This is a genomic window from Paenarthrobacter sp. GQ52, assembly GCF_059759005.1.
Map to the genome: position 1 here is coordinate 347,321 of NZ_JCAXEJ010000001.1, position 19,034 is coordinate 366,354.

Here is a 19,034-nt window from a genome sequence, read left to right on the forward strand (position 1 = left end):
GGGTCCAATCGCCTCACCCGCCGAGCAAGTCCCGGGCCTACGCTGGAAGCAAGAAACGTCCCGGGCACGTGTATGAGGCATCGGGATCAGGCGAAACCAAGGTGGTAATGATGCTGCTCTCAGTCCTGCAGGCGAACGCTTCCGTGATGGACGTTGAGGCGAACCTGCACACAATCGACGACGCCGCGCAGCGCGCCGCCCAAGCCGGGTCCGGGCTGCTCCTCACCCCGGAGCTGTTCCCCGTGGGCTACGCACCCTTGCGGCTCCACGCCGAACTGGACTCATCTACGCTCCCCGGCATCCGTGAACGGCTGGCCGGCATCGCCCGGACCAACGGCATTGGCTTGGTTTATAGCCTTCCGGCACCGGCAGCGGGAAGCGAAGGGAGTTGGCACATCACCGCCACCCTCCTCGACTCGGCAGGCAACGAGGTCCTCAACTATGCCAAAGTGCACCTCTTCGGTCCGGAGGAGCACAAGGCGTTCGTCGGCGCCCAAGAACCTCCCGCCGTCGTGGATTTCAACGGGATCCGCACATCGATGCTGATTTGCTACGACGTCGAGTTCCCGGAAGCCGTCCGTGCCGCCGCCACACGGGGTGCTGAACTCCTGCTGGTGCCAACTGCCCTTTCCGCCGGGTTCGACAACGTGCCGCAGGTCCTTATCCGTGCCCGCGCGTTGGAAAGCCAACTCAACGTGGCCTACGCCAACCACAGTGGACACGAGGACATCTACAACTTCCTGGGCGGCAGCGTTGTTGCCGGACCAGACGGATCGTTGCTTGCCGCTGCGGGGGAGTCAGCCACTCTGTTGTTCGCGGAGGTCGGCACGGAGTCCGTAAAAGCGGCGCGCGAAGAAGTCCCGTACCTGCGCGAACGCCGGCCGGAACTCTACGAGAAGTGGGACAACTAGTCGCCCGTCGAATCACCGGAAAGGCCAGCGACCAGCTCCTCCACGTACTGCAACGCAAACCACAGCTCGGCCCGGACTTGGGCTTGGTTGAGGTCCATGTCAAGCAGCTCGCCGAGCACGCCGATCTGCCGCCGCACGCTGTTGCGGTGCAGCCCCAGCAGCTTGGCCGAGCCGTCCCAACTGCCGTTCTCGCTAAGCCAACCGCGCAGGACAGCAAGAAGCGGATCCCGACGGTCCGGTTCAAGCGCCAGCACGGGTGCAAGGAGTCGTTCGGCCAGCATGGTCCCGGCTTCGCGGCCCAAGAGTCCTGTGACAGACCACGTGACCTCGTCCACGCGGGCACTCTTCCCGGTGGAAAGAACGCGGCCGCGCAGGGAGCTGGCACGCTGGTAGGCCGCTTGGAGTCCAAGAAGCTCGGTCGGTTCGCCGATGACCAGCCGCCAACCCAACTTCTCCACGTCTGCCAGCAAAGAGTCGTCCACCCTCAAACGTGTAATGGCCGCGAAACCGTACTCGGTAATTTCCACCAGTTTGGTATCGAACAGCCTCCGCCACTGCAGTAGTTCCCTCACCGGTCCGTCGTCTGCCGCTCCGTCCACCCTGATGCCCTGCACCACCCGCATCTGCGCCGAACGAGTGGAAGACAGGCTCTGCGCCAGCAGGTCCTTGAGCCCGTTGACATGTTTAGTGCCACCCGACGCCACCGAATCCGGGTGCAACAAAACAGCCGTAGCCAGCTGGCTCGGTGCCAACGAGCCACTGGTCCGCTGCCTCACCAACAACTCCAGCAAGCCCACGGCTGACTGCACCACATTGTTTTGCGCAGGCGTCAGCGGCGCATCCGAACCGAGGATCAAAGCGCCAAGGTTGGCATCCTTAGTGCTGCGCAACGGGTGTCCGAACACCAATTCCGAACCCGGCTGTTCGAAACCGTCCATCTCCACCCGTGGACCGCTGCCGGACAGCAACCGCTCCAGGAGGGGTGTCAACAAGGAATGCTCGACGCCGCTGCTGCCGCCGGCGTTGTGCCCCCGGGCACGGACCCGTCCGTCAGCGCCCACCAGAACAGCCCACACGGGCACCCTCTGCACCAGGGCGGCCAACAGTTCATGTTCGGGCCGGGGGGAGAGGACCGCCCGCATGAGTTGGCGGTTGGTGTCGGCCAGTTGCCGGAAGACCCGCGCGTTGTCAGTTTCCAGAAGCTGGGAGAACTCCAAGCCAATCGCCGCGAAAGGCACAGACTCCGGTACCTCGAACAACGTGAGGTTGTGCTTGCGGCAAGCGTCCAGCAGGACGTCCGGGACGGCGTCGAAATAGGGCCTGATACCGAAGCCGAGGGCCGCAACCTTGGCACCCACGAGCCGCCGTACGTAGGCGTCCACCTTGGCCGCCGAGCCGCCCTTCCCAAGGAAGGGCAACCCGGCGGTGAGGAGGAACTCGCCCTCCGGCAGGTACGGCGTAGGGTCTTCGAGCTCACTCGGTTCCACCCACCGCAGCAGCGAGGTCCCGCTGCCGCCGTCGTGAAGCATTTTCAACTCCGGCGGCAACTGCTCCAGGAACTGCTCGAGCGTGACAAAACTCAGGCGGGCGGTGGCGGGCTCAGGCGACATTGCCCTGCCCGGCGGCGGCCGGCTCCTGGTAGTCGGGGCACTCGTACGCGGAGTCCTGGTTGGCGCTGCTTGCGTAGGCGCGTGGCAGGCGCGGTGCAATCCTGTTGATGATCTCGTCGCCGTGGCTTCCGATCGCGGCGCCCCAGTCGTCGGCGCTCGCCGCCCCGCATGCCGGGTCACCGAACAACACTGCGGTGTCCCCGACGTCGATTCCCGAAGCGTCCGGTCCGAGGTCCACCATGAACTGGTCCATGCAGACCTTGCCGATCACCGGCACCGCGCGCCCGGCCACGTTCACAACGGAGCGGCCGCTGATGCCCTTGGGGATACCGTCCGCGTAACCGAGCGGGATGAGCCCGAGGTAGCGCGGTTCGTAGGTGATGGCCTGGTGTTCGTAGCTGACGCCTGTGCCTGCCGGGACCTTCTTGACCATGACCAGCGGCGCCGTAACGCTGAGCGCCGGGCGCAGGCCAAAGTCAGCCGGGTTCAGGTGATCGGCCGGGGCAAGCCCGTAAATGGCCAGTCCCGCGCGGACCATGTCGAAGTGGAACTCCGGCCGGTCCAGGATGTTGGCAGAACTGGAAACATGCCTGAGGCCGGGGTTCAGTCCTGCCTCGCGCGCTTGGTGAACGGCGTCCTCGAACTCCGCGACGGCGGTGGCGTTACCGGGGTGCGCGGGGACATCTGCCCAGGCCAGGTGGGTCCAGAGGCCTCGAACACGGAGGGTCCCGTCCAGCTCAGCTTGCCGTGCCTGCGCCACAAGTTCAGCCCAGTCTTCCTTTCGTGCACCGCCGCGGCTCAGGCCGCTGTCCAGTTCCAAATGCACGACGGCGGGACGGCCAAGGCGTTTCGCGATGCCTGCCAGCACCTCCAGTTGGCTGACGCTTCCGAGGGACACATCAACGTCGTTTTCCAGTGCCTCAAGAATGGTGGCGCTTGTCTGGGATGCCAGATACAGCCACGACAGTATGGGAACGGTGATGCCCGCTTGGCGGAGTGCGATTGCTTCACTGAGCTGGGCTGTGCCAAGCCAGTCTGCACCAGCTTCCACGGCGGTGCGAGCAACTTCCACCAGGCCGTGGCCGTAGGCGTTGCCCTTGACTACGGCCATGAAGTGCGGCGCACCGGTGCGATTTTTCAGGGCCTTGACGTTGTCTGAAATGGCAGACAGGTCCACGTTGACCTGCCCGGAAAGGGCTGCAGCGGCAGCCTCTTGATAGTGTGCATTACGTCTCATGGTTGAACACTATAGGTCATTTTGCACCGCGGTGAGAGGTGGCTCACATGCCAGTCTTGTGGAGGGGAAATCGAAACTACTTTGAAGGGACGTCAAGGGTGACTGTGCCTGTGAACACCAAAAACCCGGCCGCGGCAAGCGTCGCCAGGCCGAGCCTCGGCGCGCAACTCCTGCGCCGCAAGCCAATTGGCCAGATGGTCAGCGAAGCCGGTAGCGGCGAAGGCGGAACGCCGCTGGTCCGCAGCTTTGGCGTCTTCCAGCTCACCATGATCAGCGTCGGAGCTACACTCGGCACCGGCATCCTGGTGATCCTCGGCGAATCAGTGCCGCTGGCCGGTCCGGCCATCTGGATCTCGTTCGTCATCGCCGGCCTCGCCGCCCTGCTTTCGGCAGTGTCCTATGCCGAAATGGCTGGGCTCGTCCCTGTGGCGGGCTCGTCCTACTCTTACTCTTACGCCACCATGGGTGAGGGCATGGCCTGGATTTGTGGATGGTGCCTGGTGCTGGAGTACGCGGTCTCCGTGGCAGCCGTTGCCGTCGGTGCCGGCCAGTATGTGAACGAGACCCTCGCCGCGTTTGGCCAGTTCCTGCCGGACGCGATGAGCCAGCCGCCAGGGGACGGCGGGCTGGTGAACGTGCCCGCCGTCGTGATCGTGATCCTGGCTATGCTCCTGCTGGTCCGGGGTGCCCGTGAGAGTGCGTGGATCAACACGGCAATCGTCGTGATCAAGGTGGGCATCCTGATCTTCTTCTGCGCAGTAGCCTTCACCGCTTTCAATGCCGGCAACTTCGAGCCGCTGCTGCCCATGGGCGCCGCCGGTGTTTCCGCCGCCGCATCCAGCGTTTTCTTCTCCTACATCGGCTTCGACGCCGCTTCCACCGCCGGCGAGGAAGCCAGGAACCCCAAGCGCGACCTGCCCCGGGCCATCATGCTCTCCATGGTCATCGTGACCACCATCTACGTCCTGGTTGCCGTTGCAGCCATCGGCGCCCGCCCGTGGGGTTGGTTCGACGGCACAGAGGCTGCACTGGTACAGATCCTGCACGAGATCACGGGTCAGCCGTGGATCGCCCTGGTCTTCTCAGTGGGCGCAGTGCTCGCCATCGCCAGCATCGTGCTGACCGTGCTCTACGGACAAACCCGCATCATGCTCTCCATGTCCCGCGACGGCATGGTTCCCAAAATCTTCGGCCGCGTTTCCCGCCGAACCGGTACTCCGGTGGCCGGCACGCTGATCATCGGTACCGCCGTCGCCCTCACCGCAGGCTTGGTCCCGCTGGGAGCCTTGGCGGACGCAACAAGCATCGGTACGCTCTTCGCGTTCGCGCTGGTCAACGTGGCCGTCATCTACCTGCGACGCAACCGGCCCGACCTGAAGCGCAGCTTCCGGGTCCCGCTGTACCCGATCACGCCAATCCTGGGCACCCTGATGTGCGCATATTTGATGCTCAACCTGGGCGCCGATACCTGGATCACCTTCGGTATCTGGATGCTGGTGGGCGTCGCCATTTACTTCGGCTATGGACGCCGGAACTCAAAGGTAGCCGCGCTCAGCGAGCAGGACTACCGTGAACTAACCACCAGGGCCGTGAGCCCGGAACCTGTGAAAGCAGCAAACTCATGACCATCGCCACAGAACTCCCTCTCATCGAGGAGCCAGACGCGCCTGACGCGGCCGCTGGAGCACCCATCACCATGCTGAACCCGGACTTCCCGTTCAGCTACGACCACTACCTGGCGCACCCCGATGGGCTCGGCTCAATCCCGGAGGAGCTTTACGGCACGGAAGTGGCCATCATCGGCGCAGGCTTGTCCGGACTGGTGACCGCCTATGAATTGATGAAACTTGGCCTCAAGCCCGTCATCTACGAGGCCGACCAGATTGGTGGACGCCTCCGCACTGCGAGCTTCCCATCAGCTCCCGGCGTCGTGGCGGACCTTGGCGGCATGCGCTTCCCGGTCTCCGGCAAGGCGTTCTACCACTACGTGGACCTGCTTGGCCTGGACACCCAGGACTTCCCGAATCCCATGGCGCCGGCAACCTCCTCCACAGTGATCGAACTCGCGGGCAAGAAGCACTACGCCACCACGGCTGACGAGCTGCCGGAGTTCTTCCTGGAAGTAGCCGACGCCTGGAAAGCAGCAGTCAACGATGGCGCTGCCTTCGCTGAGATGCAGGAAGCCATCAAGGCCCGCGACACCAAGCGGATCAAGGAACTCTGGAACGCGCTCTTGCCGGAGCTGGACGAGCAGACCTTCTACGGTTTCATCGCCGCCAGTAAATCCTTCAAAGAGGCCGGCTTTGCGCACCGAGAGGCCTTCGGCCAGGTGGGCTTCGGTACCGGCGGCTGGGACACTGACTTCCCCAACTCCATCCTCGAGATCCTCCGCGTGGTCTACACCGACGCCGACGACCAGCACCGCTCCATTGCCGGAGGAGCGCAAAGGCTCCCTGAGGCACTCTGGAACCACGCGCCGTCGGACCTTAAGTACTGGCCGGAGGGCACCTCCCTGGCGTCGCTGCACTCCGGCTCGCCCCGCGGGGCCGTGGACAACATCCGCCGGGTAGAGAACGGCGACCTCCTGGTCCGCGAGAACTGGGGACGCGAAGCCACCTACCAAGCCGTGGTGACCACCTGCCAGTCCTGGCTGCTGTCCACACGCATCCACACCGAGGAAGCACTGTTCCCGGCCGGGCTGTGGACCGCGATCGAACGCTCGCATTACATGCAGTCTTCAAAGACCTTCGTGATGGTGGACCGCCCGTTCTGGAAGGACATCGATCCCGAGACCGGGCGCGAGGTCCTGTCCATGACGCTCACCGACCGCCTCAACCGGGCCACGTACTTGCTCGACGACGGTCCGGACAAGCCCGCCGTCATGCTCCTGTCCTACACATGGAACGACGACGCCCTGAAATGGCTGGCCCTGACAGCGGACGAGCGCGTGAAGCTGATGTTGCACTCCTTGGAACAGATCTACCCGGGCGTAGACATTGCGAGCCACATCGTGGGGCAACCGATCACGGTGTCCTGGGAAGCGGATCCCAACTTCATGGGTGCGTTCAAGGCCAACCTGCCCGGCCACTACCGGTACCAGCAGCGCCTGTTCACGCACTTCAAGCAGGACCAGCTGCCGGAGCACCAGCGCGGCATCTTCCTCGCGGGCGATGACGTGTCCTTCACCGCTGGCTGGGCCGAGGGTGCCGTGACCACGGGCCTGAATGCAGTGTGGGGAGTGGTGAATCACCTGGGCGGTTCGTCCGCTGCCGGAAACCCGGGGCCAGGTGACCTGCTGGACGAGCTCGGCCCGATCTCCCTGGACTAGTCTCCTTACGTTGCGAGGCCCGCTCTGCGCCCTAAACCCTCAGGTTAGGGCACAGAGCGGGCCTCGCATTCGGCGTTTAAGCGTGCATCTCCCTGTGCGCCGCAGCGAGTTCCTTGTAATGCGCGGCGTTGTGCTTGACGCCCTCGAACTCTTCGTCGGTGAGTTCACGGCGGACCTTTGCAGGTACACCCGCAACCAGTGAGCGCGGGGGAATGACAGTGCCTTCCAACACCACGGCCCCGGCAGCGATGAGCGAGCCAGTGCCAATCACCGCGCCGTTGAGGATGGTGGCGCTCATGCCGATGAGGCAGTCGTCCTCCACAGTGCATCCATGGACCACAGCGCTGTGCCCCACGGAGACGCGTTCGCCTACCGTGCAGGGGAAGCCGGGGTCGGCGTGGAGGACTACGTTGTCCTGGAGGTTGGACCCTGCGCCGACGCTGATGGCCGCTGTATCGGCGCGGACGGAGACGCCGTAGAAAGCGCTCGAGTCCTCGGCCAACGTGGCCTTGCCAATAATGGAAGCCGTGGGCGCCAGGAAGGCGGTTTCATGGATGGCCGGGGTATCCCCGGCGAAAGTGTAAGAGGGAGCCATGGAGTCAGCTTAGTTCCCAAGTAGGTCGCAGCAGAGCGCGTTTTGAGCGCTCAAAACGCGCTCAATTGCGACTCAGTTGGGTGCAGGGGTGCGGAGGACCAGGAATTGATAGTGCTGGGACCAGTTTCCTGCGCCCGGCCCGGATTCCACTCCCACGCCCTCCGGCCACGTCCGGAAGTGCTCCACCGAACCGTGCTCGCCAAAAATACGCTGCACGGTTTCGTCGCTGCGACGGCTGAAGAAGCGCCGCGGTTCCTCGATGTCTTCCGGGTTCAAGACTTCGCAATCCTCACCTGACCAGAGCCCGACGGCGATTGGCGCACCAGGTGCCGTGACCCGCACAAGTTCGCGGACGACGTCGTGAATTCTGCTGTTGGGGACGTGCAGGAGAGTGCTCATGGTCCAGGCGGCTGAAAAGACTGCATCCGGAAACGGCAGGCTGCGGCCGCTGGCAACAGAAGCCTCAAGCCCGGCCGAGCGCGCCAAGTGAACGCTCTCCGAGGACAGGTCCACGCCGGTGTAGTGCAAGCCGGCGCGGACGAACTCCACGCCCTCAACCCCAGTGCCGCAACCCAGCTCAAACAACGAATGACGGCGCTCGGACTTCAACAGCCGGATGAACCACTCCCGGCTCTCAACCCGGTGCGGCGTCAGCGCGCGGGTGTTCCGCGCCGGTGCCTGGCGGTCGTAAAAGACGGCCAGGTCAGCCTCGTGGTCGGCGTCAGGGATGCCCCGCATACCCCCAGCATAGGAGTGGCGTTAGTTGAACACCACGGTCCGGGTACCGTCCAGGAGCACACGGTGTTCGGCGTGCCACTGGACCGCCTGAGCCAGCGTGCGGCCTTCGACGTCGCGGCCCATCTGGACGAACTGGGCAGCCGTGCGCGCGTGGTCAACGCGGATGACTTCCTGCTCGATGATCGGACCCTCATCGAGGTCGGCCGTCACGTAGTGGGCCGTGGCGCCGATGATCTTTACACCTCGTGCGTGTGCCTGGTGGTACGGCTTGGCGCCCTTGAAGGAGGGGAGGAACGAGTGGTGGATGTTGATGGCCTTGCCGTTCAACTCCGTGCACAGATCGTTGGACAGGACCTGCATGTACCGTGCCAGGACAGTCAGCTCGACATCGTGCTCGGCAATCAGCTTCAGCAGTTGCGCCTCGGCCTGCGGCTTGGTCTCCGGCGTTACCGGGATGTGGTGGAACGGGATGCCGTAGAACTCCGCCAGCGATTCAAGATCCCGGTGGTTGGACACAATCGCCGGAATCTCAATGGGCAAAGTGCCCGTGCGCTGCTGGAACAAAAGGTCGTTGAGGCAGTGCGCATCCTTGGAGCACAGGATGATGGTGCGGACCTTTTCGCCCACGGGGTTGATCTGCCAGGTCATGCCGAACGATTCAGCTACCGGCCGCAAGGCCGTGGCCAGTTCGGCCTGGGAGGACGACGTCGATGCCTCCACGCGCATGAAGAAGTTGCCTGTGCTGGGGCTTCCGTACTGCTGGGAATCGGCGATATTGCAGCCGGCATCAAGCAGGGCTCCGGCTACCGCGTGGACGATGCCGGGGCGGTCGGGGCAGGAAAGTGTTACTACGAAAGCGGTGGATTCAGTCACACGATCAAGCCTACCTGTGCTGCCTTGTTGTACTGTTAACGGGTCGCAACTGGCGTTGGGTGGACTACCACCAGGGAGCGGCAATCATGAAGACCACGGATCGTACGCCTGGGCCGAGGGTCATGTCTTACCGCTGCACGCACGTGACCGATCCCTCCGTCAAAAAGGGGACGCGGGAATGCTGCTGCCGGTAGCCTGACCTGTAGCACCACCCGTTGCCTAGCCAGGAGATTTCCGTGACTACCACAACCACTTCCGCGTCTGTCAGCAACCAGTCGCTCGCCGATCTCGATCCCGAGATCGCAGCAGTCCTCAACCAGGAACTCGGCCGCCAGCGCGGCACCCTGGAAATGATTGCGTCCGAAAACTTCGCCCCCCGCGCCGTCATGGAAGCTCAGGGCTCCGTCCTGACCAACAAGTATGCCGAGGGCTACCCGGGCCGCCGCTACTACGGCGGTTGTGAATACGTCGACGTCGCCGAGCAGCTTGCGATCGACCGCGTCAAGGAACTCTTCGGCGCCGAGTACGCCAACGTCCAGCCGCACTCCGGTGCCCAGGCAAACGCTGCAGCGCTCTCCGCCATGATCACCCCGGGCGACAAGATCCTGGGCCTCTCGCTGGCACACGGTGGCCACCTGACCCACGGCATGAAGCTCAACTTCTCCGGCAAGCTCTACAACGTAGCTGCTTACCAGGTTGAAGAGGACAACTTCCGCATCGACATGGACAAGCTCCGCGAGCAGGCCATCGCCGAGAAGCCGCAGGTCATCATCGCCGGCTGGTCCGCCTACCCGCGGCACCTCGATTTCGCTGCCTTCCGCTCCATCGCCGACGAAGTCGGCGCACTCCTGTGGACGGACATGGCGCACTTTGCCGGCCTGGTTGCAGCGGGCCTGCACCCGAGCCCGGTGCCGTACTCCGACGTCGTCACCTCCACGGTCCACAAGACCCTGGCCGGCCCCCGTTCCGGTGTGATCCTTGGCAAGCAGGAGTGGGCCAAGAAGCTCAACTCCAGCGTCTTCCCGGGCCAGCAGGGCGGGCCGCTCATGCACGTGATCGCGGCCAAGGCTGTTGCGTTCAAGATCGCCGGCGGCGAAGAGTTCAAGGAGCGCCAGGAGCGTGTCCTCGAAGGTGCCAAGATCATCGCTGACCGCCTGAACCAGGCCGATGTTGCCGAAGCCGGCGTCTCCGTCCTCACCGGTGGCACCGACGTTCACTTGGTCCTGGTTGACCTGCGCAACTCGCAGCTGGATGGCCAGCAAGCCGAGGACCTCCTGCACTCCGTGGGCATTACCGTGAACCGCAACTCTGTTCCGTTCGACCCCCGCCCGCCGATGGTCACCTCCGGCCTCCGCATTGGTACCCCTGCCTTGGCCACCCGCGGATTCGGTGCTGCCGAGTTCACCGAGGTTGCCGAGATCATCGCCGCCGCGCTCAAGGCCGGTACCTCGGCCGACGTCGAGTCGCTCCAGGCCCGCGTCGACAAACTGGCCGCTGACTTCCCGCTGTACCCGCAGCACGAGCAGTGGTAAATCCGCGGCCCCATAGCTGACAGCAGTAATAGAGCAACACCCGGACATTGAACCGGAGCTGACGGGATCCGCCGCCACACCTACGGCGGCGGATCCCGTTGGCATGAGCCATTAGGTCACCCACCAGAAAGAGCAGATGGAATGACACCGTCCACCGCACAGATCCTTGACGGCAAGGCCACCGCCGCAGCCATCAAGGCAGAACTGACCACTCGCGTTTCCGTCCTGGCCGCGAGGGGAATCGTCCCCGGCCTGGGCACCATTCTGGTGGGTTCCGACCCCGGCAGCACCTGGTACGTCGGCGGCAAGCACAAGGACTGCGCCGAGGTTGGCATCCAGTCCATCCGCCGCGACCTCCCCGAGGACATCAGCCAGGAAGACCTCCTGGAGGTCGTCCGCGAGCTCAACGACAACCCGGAGTGCACCGGCTATATAGTCCAGCTTCCGCTGCCCAAGCACATCGACCAGGACGTCATCCTGGAAGCCATGGACCCTGACAAGGACGCCGACGGCCTGCACCCCATGAACCTTGGCCGCCTGGTGGCCAACGTCAACGGCGAGATGAAGTCCCCGCTTCCCTGCACGCCTAAGGGCTGTGTGGAGTTGCTGCGCCGCCACAACATTGAACTCAAAGGCAAGCGTGTTCTGGTGGTTGGCCGCGGCGTCACCATCGGCCGCCCCATTGGCCTCCTGTTGACCCGCAAGGAAGTCAACGCCACTGTCATCCTGGCCCATACCGGAACGGTGGACCTGCCTGCGGAACTCAAGCAGGCAGACGTCGTCATTGCTGCCGCTGGCGTGCCGCACATGATCAAGGCTGAAGACCTCAAGCCGGGCGCAATAGTGCTCGACGTCGGCGTCAGCCGTGTGGACGACGGTAACGGTAAGGCTGTTGTTACCGGAGATGTTGACCCGGCAGCTGCCGACGTCGCCGCTTGGCTGTCCCCGAACCCGGGCGGCGTTGGGCCGATGACCCGTGCCATGCTGCTCGCGAACGTCGTGGAGAGTGCGGAGCGCCAGGCAGGCATCGCCTAAGTTCCTCCGACCATTGCAAGGCCCATTACGGGGCTAAGCTGCCGAAGATGCCGTGCGCACGGCATCTTCCGCAGGGAACCCCCGAAATGGCCTCGCATAAGTCAGGGGGCGCTACTAGTGTGCTGAGGGTGCACAATGAAGCAACCCGCTCTCCGACACCGTCACCCACACAGTCAGAATCGTCGCAATCCGGCTTCGACATGAACCGACCATCCGTCATCAGCGCGCGGAACCTCACCAAGGCCTATGGTGACCTCACCGCCGTGGACAACATCTCCTTCGACGTACCGGCGGGGGAGTCTTTCGGGCTGCTGGGCCCCAACGGTGCCGGCAAGTCAACCACCATGAAAATGATCGGCGGCGTATCCCAACGCACCTCGGGCACGCTCAGCATCATGGGCTTGGACCCGGAATCCCACGGCCCCGAAGTAAGAGCGCATCTGGGTGTGGTCCCACAGCAGGACAACCTGGATGAAGAGCTCAAGGTTCGCGAGAACCTGATCGTCTACGGGCGCTATTTTGGCCTGCCTTTGAGCTACCTCCGGCCGAAGGCTGATGAGCTGCTGGAATTCGCGCAGCTAACGGACAAGGCCAATTCCAAGGTGGACGCGCTCTCCGGGGGCATGAAGCGACGACTCACAATAGCCCGGTCGCTTATTAACGAGCCCCGCATTCTTCTCCTCGACGAACCCACCACCGGCCTGGATCCCCAAGCGCGCCACATTCTTTGGGACCGCCTGTTCCGGCTTAAGGAAAGCGGCGTAACCCTCATCCTCACCACGCACTACATGGACGAGGCTGAGCAACTCTGCGACCGCCTGATCGTGGTGGACAAGGGCAAGATCATGGCCGAAGGATCGCCCGCGGCCCTGATTCGTGAGCATTCATCGCGCGAAGTACTGGAGCTCAGGTTCGGCTCCGAGCGGAACGCGACCATCGGCGTCGAGCTTCAAGGCATTGGTGAGCGGCTGGAGACACTGCCGGACCGTGTGCTCATCTACGCGCACGACGGTGAGGCCGCGCTGGAGCAGGTCACTGCCCGCGGGCTGCACCCCATGACCTCGTTGGTGCGTCGCTCGTCGCTGGAAGATGTGTTCCTGCGGCTTACCGGCAGGAGCCTCGTTGACTGAGTCGGTGAACAAACCACGCACGACGGCGGAGCAGCCGTTGCGGGCCCACTCACCTGAGGTTTCGGCCGCCAGGGCGCGTCGCTGGGGTTCCTTCTTCTACGCTGAGCAGGTGCTCCGTGTCATGCGGAACTACGGCTGGTCCGTGATCCTGTACAGCGTAGGGCAGCCCGTGGCGTATCTCTTTGCCATGGGAGTTGGCCTCGCCAGCTTGGTGGACGCCAACAGCGAGGCGGCGTTCGGCGGTGTCAGCTATTTGGAGTTCGTGGCTCCGGCGTTGTTGGTCTCCGCCGCAGTGATGACGGCGTCGGGGGAGTTCTCGTACCCCATTATGGACGGCTTCAAATGGCGCCGCGTGTTTTATGGTCCGCATGCCTCGCCGCTGACACCGCAGCAGATCGCCAGCGGCCACGTCATGGCCAGTTCCCTGCGCTTCCTGTTGCAGTCGTTGGTTTATTTCGTGGTGGTGGCCATGTTTGGCGCTTCGCCAAGCCCCTGGGGCTGGGTCTCGGCCATCGTGGCCACGGTCGCGGCGCTCTCCTTCGGCTTGCCGCTGATGGCCTATGCCGCCAGCATCAAGCAGGACAAGGGGCAGTTCGCATTGGTGCAGCGATTCATCGTCATGCCGCTCTTCCTGTTCTCCGGGACGTTCTTCCCGCTGGATTCGCTGCCGATCGCAGTTCGTTGGATCGGTTGGATATCACCGGTGTGGCACGGAACTGAGTTGGGTCGGGTCTTCACCTACGGGATGGACCAAAACCCGTTGCTGACCATCACCCACGTGGTGTTCCTGCTGGCGACCGCCACTGTTGGCTGGATACTTGTCCGCCGCCAGTTCGTGAATAGGATGGGCTCTTGAGTGTCCTGACAGGTGGCCACAGCGCCACGGATCTTGCCCGTGAGCGCAAGTTCGGAGCCCTCTACTCCCGCAACGCCAAGGCAGTGGTGGGCCGTGGGCTGATGGCTGCCAAGAGCAGCACTTGGCTGGTGATGGTGTCGGGGTTCTTCGAGCCTGTGCTGTTCCTGCTGGCCATGGGCGTGGGCATGGGCTCCATAGTGGGCACTGTCCAGGGTCCAGGCGGCGAGGAAATCAGCTATGCGGCGTACATTGCGCCGGCACTCCTGGCGGTCTCGGCCATGAACGGAGCAATTTATGATTCCACGTGGAACGTCTTCTTCAAGATGAATTTCGCCAAGCTGTACCAAGGGATGCTCTACACATCCTTGGGGCCGTTGGACGTGGCGATCGGAGAGATCTTCCTGGCACTCCTTCGGGGCCTGCTGTACGCCACGGGATTCACCGCTGTCATGGGGGTAATGGGACTGCTCACCAGTTGGTGGGCCGTCCTGGTCATTCCTGCTTCGGTGCTGATCGCGTTCGGTTTTGCGAGCTTTGGGATGGGCATCACCAGCTTCATGAAGACCTTCCAGCAGATGGACTGGATCAACTTTTTCCTGCTGCCCATGTTCCTGTTCAGCGCCACGTTTTACCCGCTCAGCGTCTACCCGCAGGTCATCCAGTGGTTCATCCAGGCCATGCCCCTGTGGCACGGGGTGGAACTCCTGCGCCAGATCAGCGTGGGCTCGTTCAGCCCTGCCACTGCCATCCACGTGGGTTACTACGTTGTGATGATCGCGCTCGGGATCATGCTGACCACCGCAAGGCTGCGCCAGCTGTTCCTGAAGTAGGACCAGCCGGCGCAGCCCGCACAGGTCCTAGGCCGTCTCGATCTCAGCCATGGTCAGCTTTGCGTTGTCGCGCAGGCCCCAGGAGCACAGTCCCATGACTGCCAGCGCGGAGACTGTGTAAATCACGACGCCGATCGGGTCGCCATGCGTGGCGATCAGCAATGCCGTGGCCACAGTGGCTGCCGTGCCGCCTCCCAGGGCTGAGCCGATTTGATAGCTGGCCGAAATGGCCGAGTAGCGGGAAGCTGCCGGGAACTGTTCGCCAAGGAATGCCGGCAACGGGCCCTGCGGAACAGTGTTCAGCGCGCCGCCCAGCGTGAACATGAGGAGGGCAAGCCAGCCGGTGTGTGTCTCGATGGCCGGGAAGAACGCCAGGAAGTAGATGATGAGCATCACCGAACCACCTATCATCACCGGCTTACGGCCGATCCTGTCGGAAAGGATCGCAGCGAGAGGCGCGGAGATGACGCTGGCCAGGGCACCCCACAGCTGGAACTGAAGTGATTCACTGTCGGAATAGCCGCGCTGGAGCACGTACGACATGAGGAACACTGTGGCGATGTAGGTGAAGGTGTTGTAGCCGTAGCTGACGCCGATCGACATCAGGATCTGCCGCGGATGCGACTTGAGGACTGCCAGCAGTGGAATCCGGGGTGCCTGGGTGCCGGAAGGGCGTTCGTCCTGGGGGAGGGTCAGCCGGGCAATAAGGCCAGCCAGTACCAGCAGGCCGCCGATCCAGAAGGGTACCCGCCAAGCGAAGCTGGCCACTTCGCCGCCCGCGATGGCGTCAGTGAGCGTAAAAACGCCGGAACCCATGAGCACGCCCAGCCCAATGCCCATGCTGGTGAAGCTTCCCCACAGTCCTCGGCGACCCGCCGGTGCCGCCTCGATTCCCAACAAGGCAGCGCCTCCCCATTCACCGCCGGCAGAGAATCCTTGAACCAGGCGCAATGCTATGAGCAGCATAGGGGCCGCGGCACCGATCGAATCTGCACTGGGCAGGCAGCCGATCAGGAAGGTGCTCCCACCCATCAGGATGAGCGTGAGGATCAGGATCTTGCGTCGGCCGAGACGGTCGCCGAAGTGGCCCAGGACGATACCGCCCAAGGGCCGGGCCAGGAAGCCGGCACCGAAGGAGGCGAACGCCACCAATGTTCCGGTCAGAGGATCAAGGTTGGGGAAGAAGAGCTGCGGAAACACCAAGGCTGCAGCCAATCCGTAGATGGTGAAGTCATAAAACTCCAGTGCGGTTCCAAAACAGGAGACGAAGAAAGTACGGGCAGCTGAGACGGGGCGCTTGGACGACGGACCTTGTGGTTCCAGCGCAACATTGGGCTGAAGGGATTGCGGCAAGGAAGTGCCTTTCGTTGGTTGTTTTGTTGGGGTTGTGAGGCTGGTCGGGCTTAGAAGATCAGGAAGCCATCGCGTGCGGCGTCGGCGGGGTTGGCAGCTGCGTAAGCGAGGGAGCAGTCACCGGCATCGACGCTGATGGTCAGCAGCGTCTGCCACTGCTCGTGTCGCGGCGCCGAGGCGTCAGGATGGAAACAGACCACGGATGAAGCTCCCTCTGACGAGCAGAACTGCTTGGCCCGGTCCGCGATGCCCAGGCCGGCGAGCTCCGTCCTCACGCGCCCGAGGTGGGCCAGGCGCTGGGGCGACAACGCGCCGTCGTCGATTGTGTCCTCTTCCGCGAGGACGGGGTCCAGGAAGTGGTTCGTGTGGAGCAGCCAGCCGTCGCTGCCGGCATCCACGACGCCGGTGCCGGCGGGAGAGACCTCGATGCTGGCGGCCAGGCGCGGGGTACTGGTGCCGGAAGCGGTAGCTGTGAAAACAGTGAAGACGGTAGAGGCGCTAACTCTTGCTGAGGACGCGATGTCGATAGCTTGGTCGATGGTCGAGGCCTCATCGAGGATGCGGCGGGCGATTGCGTGGACCGGAACTCCAGCGGAGTCATCATCCTTGGAGTGGGCAAGGATGTTGAAATGCAGGCCGAGGCCCTCACTGTTGACACCGATCTTGCCCAGCGTCCCGAACTCCGTGAACGTCTTGGTGGTCCGACCGGGGGATGGGGTTACCTCGAGCAAGAGTCCGTCGGGGGCGAGGTGGTCATGCCAGTCCCAGGTCTGAATGGTCTCCGGCGCCGAAGCCCGGGCTGGTGCGTAGACCGCCGTCGAGCATTCATGGGAGGCGACCTTCCGGGGTGCGGCCGCAAGAATCTCAGTGCGTGCGTTGACCACACTCATCTCCCAGGTCTCGAGTCCGGCGCCGTTGGCCCAGCCCTCGGCTTCCTCTGCCAGTGCCGGGCACCAGGCGTGGAGGGCTGCATGGCTCTGCTCCGCAATGTCCCGGACTTTCTGCGGTGCGATGCCAAGCGTGGCGAAGAAGTCAAAGTAGAGCTTGGCGGTGTTGCGTGTTTGAGCCTCCCAGGTGCGGCCGATGTCGAGGCCGCGCTCGCGGGGATCGGGCACGGCGGATGTGTGGCGGTGAAGCTGCATAGGTCTCCTTGAGGGAGCCATCCCCGTCGGAGTGCGGGTGGGCTCTTGGATGAGGTGGATCACTTGTGACGCTCAAAGTACGGAAGAAAAACGTTTTTGTGTAGCTGGTCCGCGAGATTTATCGTTAATTTCGGAAGTCGGGTCTCGTGAGATCCCTCGGAGGCGAATGCAGGAGGCCCATGGCCCGCGAACTAGAACACGGCGCGACGATCTGGGACGTAGCGCGGAAAGCCGGAGTGTCGATCACCACGGTGTCGCACTCCCTCAATGGCAAGGGCAATATCAGCGAGGCCACCCGGGAACGGGTCCGCGCCGTCGCCTCGGAGATGGGTTACGTTGCAGACGCCATGGCACGGGGGCTTCGAAGTTCCAAGATGAATGCGATCGGGCTGGTCTTCCGCTCCTTGGACAGCTTGGGCAACTATGGTCCCAATGGCGTGGACGTCTTCATGAAACTCGCGGGAGCAGCCGCCGCCGAGACGCTGAATCGGAATCTGGGCCTGATGCTCGTCCCCGACTTGAGCCGTAGACCGCTTCCCCCGTTTTCCATGTCCCTGGACGGTTACATAGTTTTCGCCCCGCATTTGGATGACCCAGTGGTGGCTTTGCTGGGGAAGCGTGGAATTCCGTATGTGACCTGGGATCGCGATCCGGGCCGCCCCGACTTCCGGAACTGGGTCGCTCACGACGACGCAGCGTCCACACGAGTCGTCCTGGACCACCTGGCAGCCGCGGGCGCTGGATCCATCGCCTACGTGGGCGGCACGGACAGGAACGCCTGGAACTTCGATTGCGAGGCCGCCTACGTTGCCTGGTGCCTGGAAACCGGAAAGGAGCCCCGGATTTATCACGTACCGGAACGGGACGGCGTGGAGGGTGGTCGGCAAGTGGGCGCCAGGATTTTGGGCGACGGCCTGCCCGGCGCAGTTTTTTGCTTAACGGGTAGGCACGCCAGCGGGGCAGCCCAGGCCATGCAGGAACGTGGAGTCCGTATCCCGGGGGACCTGCTGGTGTGCACGGGCTCGGACTCTGAACACTCACGGCAGCACAAACCCCCGATTTCCGCCCTTGACGTGGATATTCCTGCCGCGGCCGCCGCGCTGGTTGAGCGACTCTGCGAAGTCATGGAGGGCAAGTCGGGGTCGGACCCGGTTCTGCTGGCGGCGCGGTTCCTGCACCGCAAATCCACGTCGCCGGGCAAGACCCGGAATCAGCAGAAGCGCGGATCCTAGCGTGGCATGTTCGCCGTCCGTGGAAGCGGACGGGGCACCTTTCCGCATTTGAGAGAATGGGTTCATGCAATCTCTCGGTGACCCGCACCCGTCCACGTCCCCCGCCGGTAAAGGCATGTTCAAGGGCTTCCGCATCGGCGGCCTGGGGATGACCGTCGTCATCATCGCTTTCCTGGTAGCCGTCATCTTTGCGGCCAACCAGAACGATGTTGTGGGCTGGGTTGTTGCCGTGGTCGCTTTCGGGTGGCTTGCCCTTGCAACGTTCGTGGTGCTGAGCATCCGCAAGGCCGCGCAGCGGGCCGGTGCCAAACTGAGCGAAGCGCAAAATGCCTTCAACGCCGCGGCCGGCCGCGCGCCGTCGTCGTCCGCTGCTGACAGCGGAGGCACGCGCATAGTTGCCGAGCGCAGCAAAGCCGATGAAGTGCGCGACCTTAAGCTGGACCACTCCTTCAAGATTGTCCAGGTGCAGGTCCGCGTGGTGGACGAGGAACGCGCCAAGGGCGCAACGGCCAACCAGGACACCATCAACCGGGCGCTCGAAACCATCGCCATTACGGCCACGAATGCGCGCGACATGATCAAGTCTTCAGGTGGCTCGGACGAGCCCGTGGCCGGCACCATCATCGACTAGA

General features: G+C 63.6%; 17 protein-coding genes and 1 riboswitch. Of the genes, 10 read left to right on the plus strand and 7 right to left on the minus strand.

Annotated elements, in window-relative coordinates; all coding sequences use genetic code 11:
* Window positions 1-107 precede the first annotated feature (107 nt).
* The gene (locus tag AC6CH8_RS01580; RefSeq protein WP_498188431.1) at window positions 108-911 is read left to right on the plus strand and encodes a carbon-nitrogen hydrolase family protein; all 804 of its coding nucleotides are present in this window, start codon (window positions 108-110) and stop codon (window positions 909-911) included.
* Here AC6CH8_RS01580 and AC6CH8_RS01585 read toward each other — a convergent pair.
* Both AC6CH8_RS01585 and alr read right to left on the minus strand, forming a co-directional pair.
* Window positions 908-2,521 carry a PucR family transcriptional regulator gene (locus AC6CH8_RS01585; protein WP_498188432.1) on the minus strand — a complete coding sequence of 538 codons (1,614 nt, stop codon included), beginning with the start codon at window positions 2,519-2,521 and terminating at the stop codon, window positions 908-910. The genes AC6CH8_RS01580 and AC6CH8_RS01585 overlap by 4 nt on opposite strands.
* Window positions 2,511-3,758, minus strand: coding sequence for an alanine racemase (gene alr, locus AC6CH8_RS01590; RefSeq protein ID WP_498188433.1), 1,248 nt, complete (start codon window positions 3,756-3,758; stop codon window positions 2,511-2,513). Before alr ends, AC6CH8_RS01585 begins: the two co-directional genes overlap by 11 nt.
* A gap of 194 nt (window positions 3,759-3,952) precedes the next feature.
* Here alr and AC6CH8_RS01595 point away from each other — a divergent pair, with 194 nt between their 5' ends.
* Window positions 3,953-5,383, plus strand: coding sequence for an amino acid permease (locus AC6CH8_RS01595; RefSeq protein ID WP_498188658.1), 1,431 nt, complete (start codon window positions 3,953-3,955; stop codon window positions 5,381-5,383).
* Window positions 5,380-7,086 carry a flavin monoamine oxidase family protein gene (locus AC6CH8_RS01600; RefSeq protein ID WP_498188434.1) on the plus strand — a complete coding sequence of 569 codons (1,707 nt, stop codon included), beginning with the start codon at window positions 5,380-5,382 and terminating at the stop codon, window positions 7,084-7,086. The genes AC6CH8_RS01595 and AC6CH8_RS01600 overlap by 4 nt, the downstream gene beginning before the upstream one ends.
* Before the next feature lie 76 nt (window positions 7,087-7,162).
* On the opposite strand, the gene AC6CH8_RS01605 is transcribed toward AC6CH8_RS01600, so the two are convergent.
* From AC6CH8_RS01605 to purU, 3 genes are all read right to left on the minus strand, one after another.
* Window positions 7,163-7,681 carry a gamma carbonic anhydrase family protein gene (locus tag AC6CH8_RS01605; RefSeq protein ID WP_498188435.1) on the minus strand — a complete coding sequence of 173 codons (519 nt, stop codon included), beginning with the start codon at window positions 7,679-7,681 and terminating at the stop codon, window positions 7,163-7,165.
* A gap of 72 nt (window positions 7,682-7,753) precedes the next feature.
* Window positions 7,754-8,419, minus strand: a complete 666-nt coding sequence (locus tag AC6CH8_RS01610; protein WP_498188436.1) for a class I SAM-dependent methyltransferase — start codon at window positions 8,417-8,419, stop codon at window positions 7,754-7,756.
* Window positions 8,420-8,440: 21 nt separating this feature from the next.
* Window positions 8,441-9,292, minus strand: a complete 852-nt coding sequence (gene purU, locus AC6CH8_RS01615) for a formyltetrahydrofolate deformylase (RefSeq protein WP_091466029.1) — start codon at window positions 9,290-9,292, stop codon at window positions 8,441-8,443.
* A 35-nt stretch (window positions 9,293-9,327) separates the two neighbouring features.
* Window positions 9,328-9,413: riboswitch (ZMP/ZTP riboswitch) on the plus strand.
* A gap of 115 nt (window positions 9,414-9,528) precedes the next feature.
* Between purU and glyA the strand changes: the two genes are divergently transcribed.
* The 5 genes from glyA to AC6CH8_RS01640 all read left to right on the plus strand — a co-directional run bounded on the left by glyA (window position 9,529) and on the right by AC6CH8_RS01640 (window position 14,675).
* Window positions 9,529-10,824, plus strand: a complete 1,296-nt coding sequence (gene glyA / locus AC6CH8_RS01620; protein ID WP_364308261.1) for a serine hydroxymethyltransferase — start codon at window positions 9,529-9,531, stop codon at window positions 10,822-10,824.
* A gap of 141 nt (window positions 10,825-10,965) precedes the next feature.
* Window positions 10,966-11,859, plus strand: coding sequence for a bifunctional methylenetetrahydrofolate dehydrogenase/methenyltetrahydrofolate cyclohydrolase (locus AC6CH8_RS01625; protein ID WP_498188437.1), 894 nt, complete (start codon window positions 10,966-10,968; stop codon window positions 11,857-11,859).
* Between the two features lie 200 nt (window positions 11,860-12,059).
* Window positions 12,060-12,989, plus strand: coding sequence for an ABC transporter ATP-binding protein (locus AC6CH8_RS01630; RefSeq protein ID WP_091466034.1), 930 nt, complete (start codon window positions 12,060-12,062; stop codon window positions 12,987-12,989).
* The gene (locus AC6CH8_RS01635) at window positions 12,949-13,845 is read left to right on the plus strand and encodes an ABC transporter permease (protein ID WP_498188438.1); all 897 of its coding nucleotides are present in this window, start codon (window positions 12,949-12,951) and stop codon (window positions 13,843-13,845) included. Before AC6CH8_RS01630 ends, AC6CH8_RS01635 begins: the two co-directional genes overlap by 41 nt.
* Window positions 13,842-14,675: an ABC transporter permease gene (locus AC6CH8_RS01640; protein ID WP_498188439.1), complete on the plus strand. Its 834-nt coding sequence runs from the start codon at window positions 13,842-13,844 to the stop codon at window positions 14,673-14,675. Before AC6CH8_RS01635 ends, AC6CH8_RS01640 begins: the two co-directional genes overlap by 4 nt.
* A 27-nt stretch (window positions 14,676-14,702) precedes the next feature.
* Here AC6CH8_RS01640 and AC6CH8_RS01645 read toward each other — a convergent pair whose 3' ends face one another.
* Together AC6CH8_RS01645 and AC6CH8_RS01650 are read right to left on the minus strand one after the other, a co-directional pair.
* Complete coding sequence (locus tag AC6CH8_RS01645) at window positions 14,703-16,028, minus strand: MFS transporter (protein WP_498188440.1); 1,326 nt, start codon at window positions 16,026-16,028, stop codon at window positions 14,703-14,705.
* 50 nt (window positions 16,029-16,078) lie between these two features.
* Window positions 16,079-17,170, minus strand: a complete 1,092-nt coding sequence (locus AC6CH8_RS01650) for a C45 family autoproteolytic acyltransferase/hydrolase (RefSeq protein ID WP_498188441.1) — start codon at window positions 17,168-17,170, stop codon at window positions 16,079-16,081.
* Between the two features lie 179 nt (window positions 17,171-17,349).
* Between AC6CH8_RS01650 and AC6CH8_RS01655 the strand changes: the two genes are divergently transcribed.
* Window positions 17,350-18,402: a LacI family DNA-binding transcriptional regulator gene (locus AC6CH8_RS01655; RefSeq protein ID WP_498188442.1), complete on the plus strand. Its 1,053-nt coding sequence runs from the start codon at window positions 17,350-17,352 to the stop codon at window positions 18,400-18,402.
* A gap of 64 nt (window positions 18,403-18,466) precedes the next feature.
* Window positions 18,467-19,033 carry a hypothetical protein gene (locus AC6CH8_RS01660; RefSeq protein WP_091466044.1) on the plus strand — a complete coding sequence of 189 codons (567 nt, stop codon included), beginning with the start codon at window positions 18,467-18,469 and terminating at the stop codon, window positions 19,031-19,033.
* The last annotated feature ends 1 nt before the right edge of the window (window position 19,034 follow it).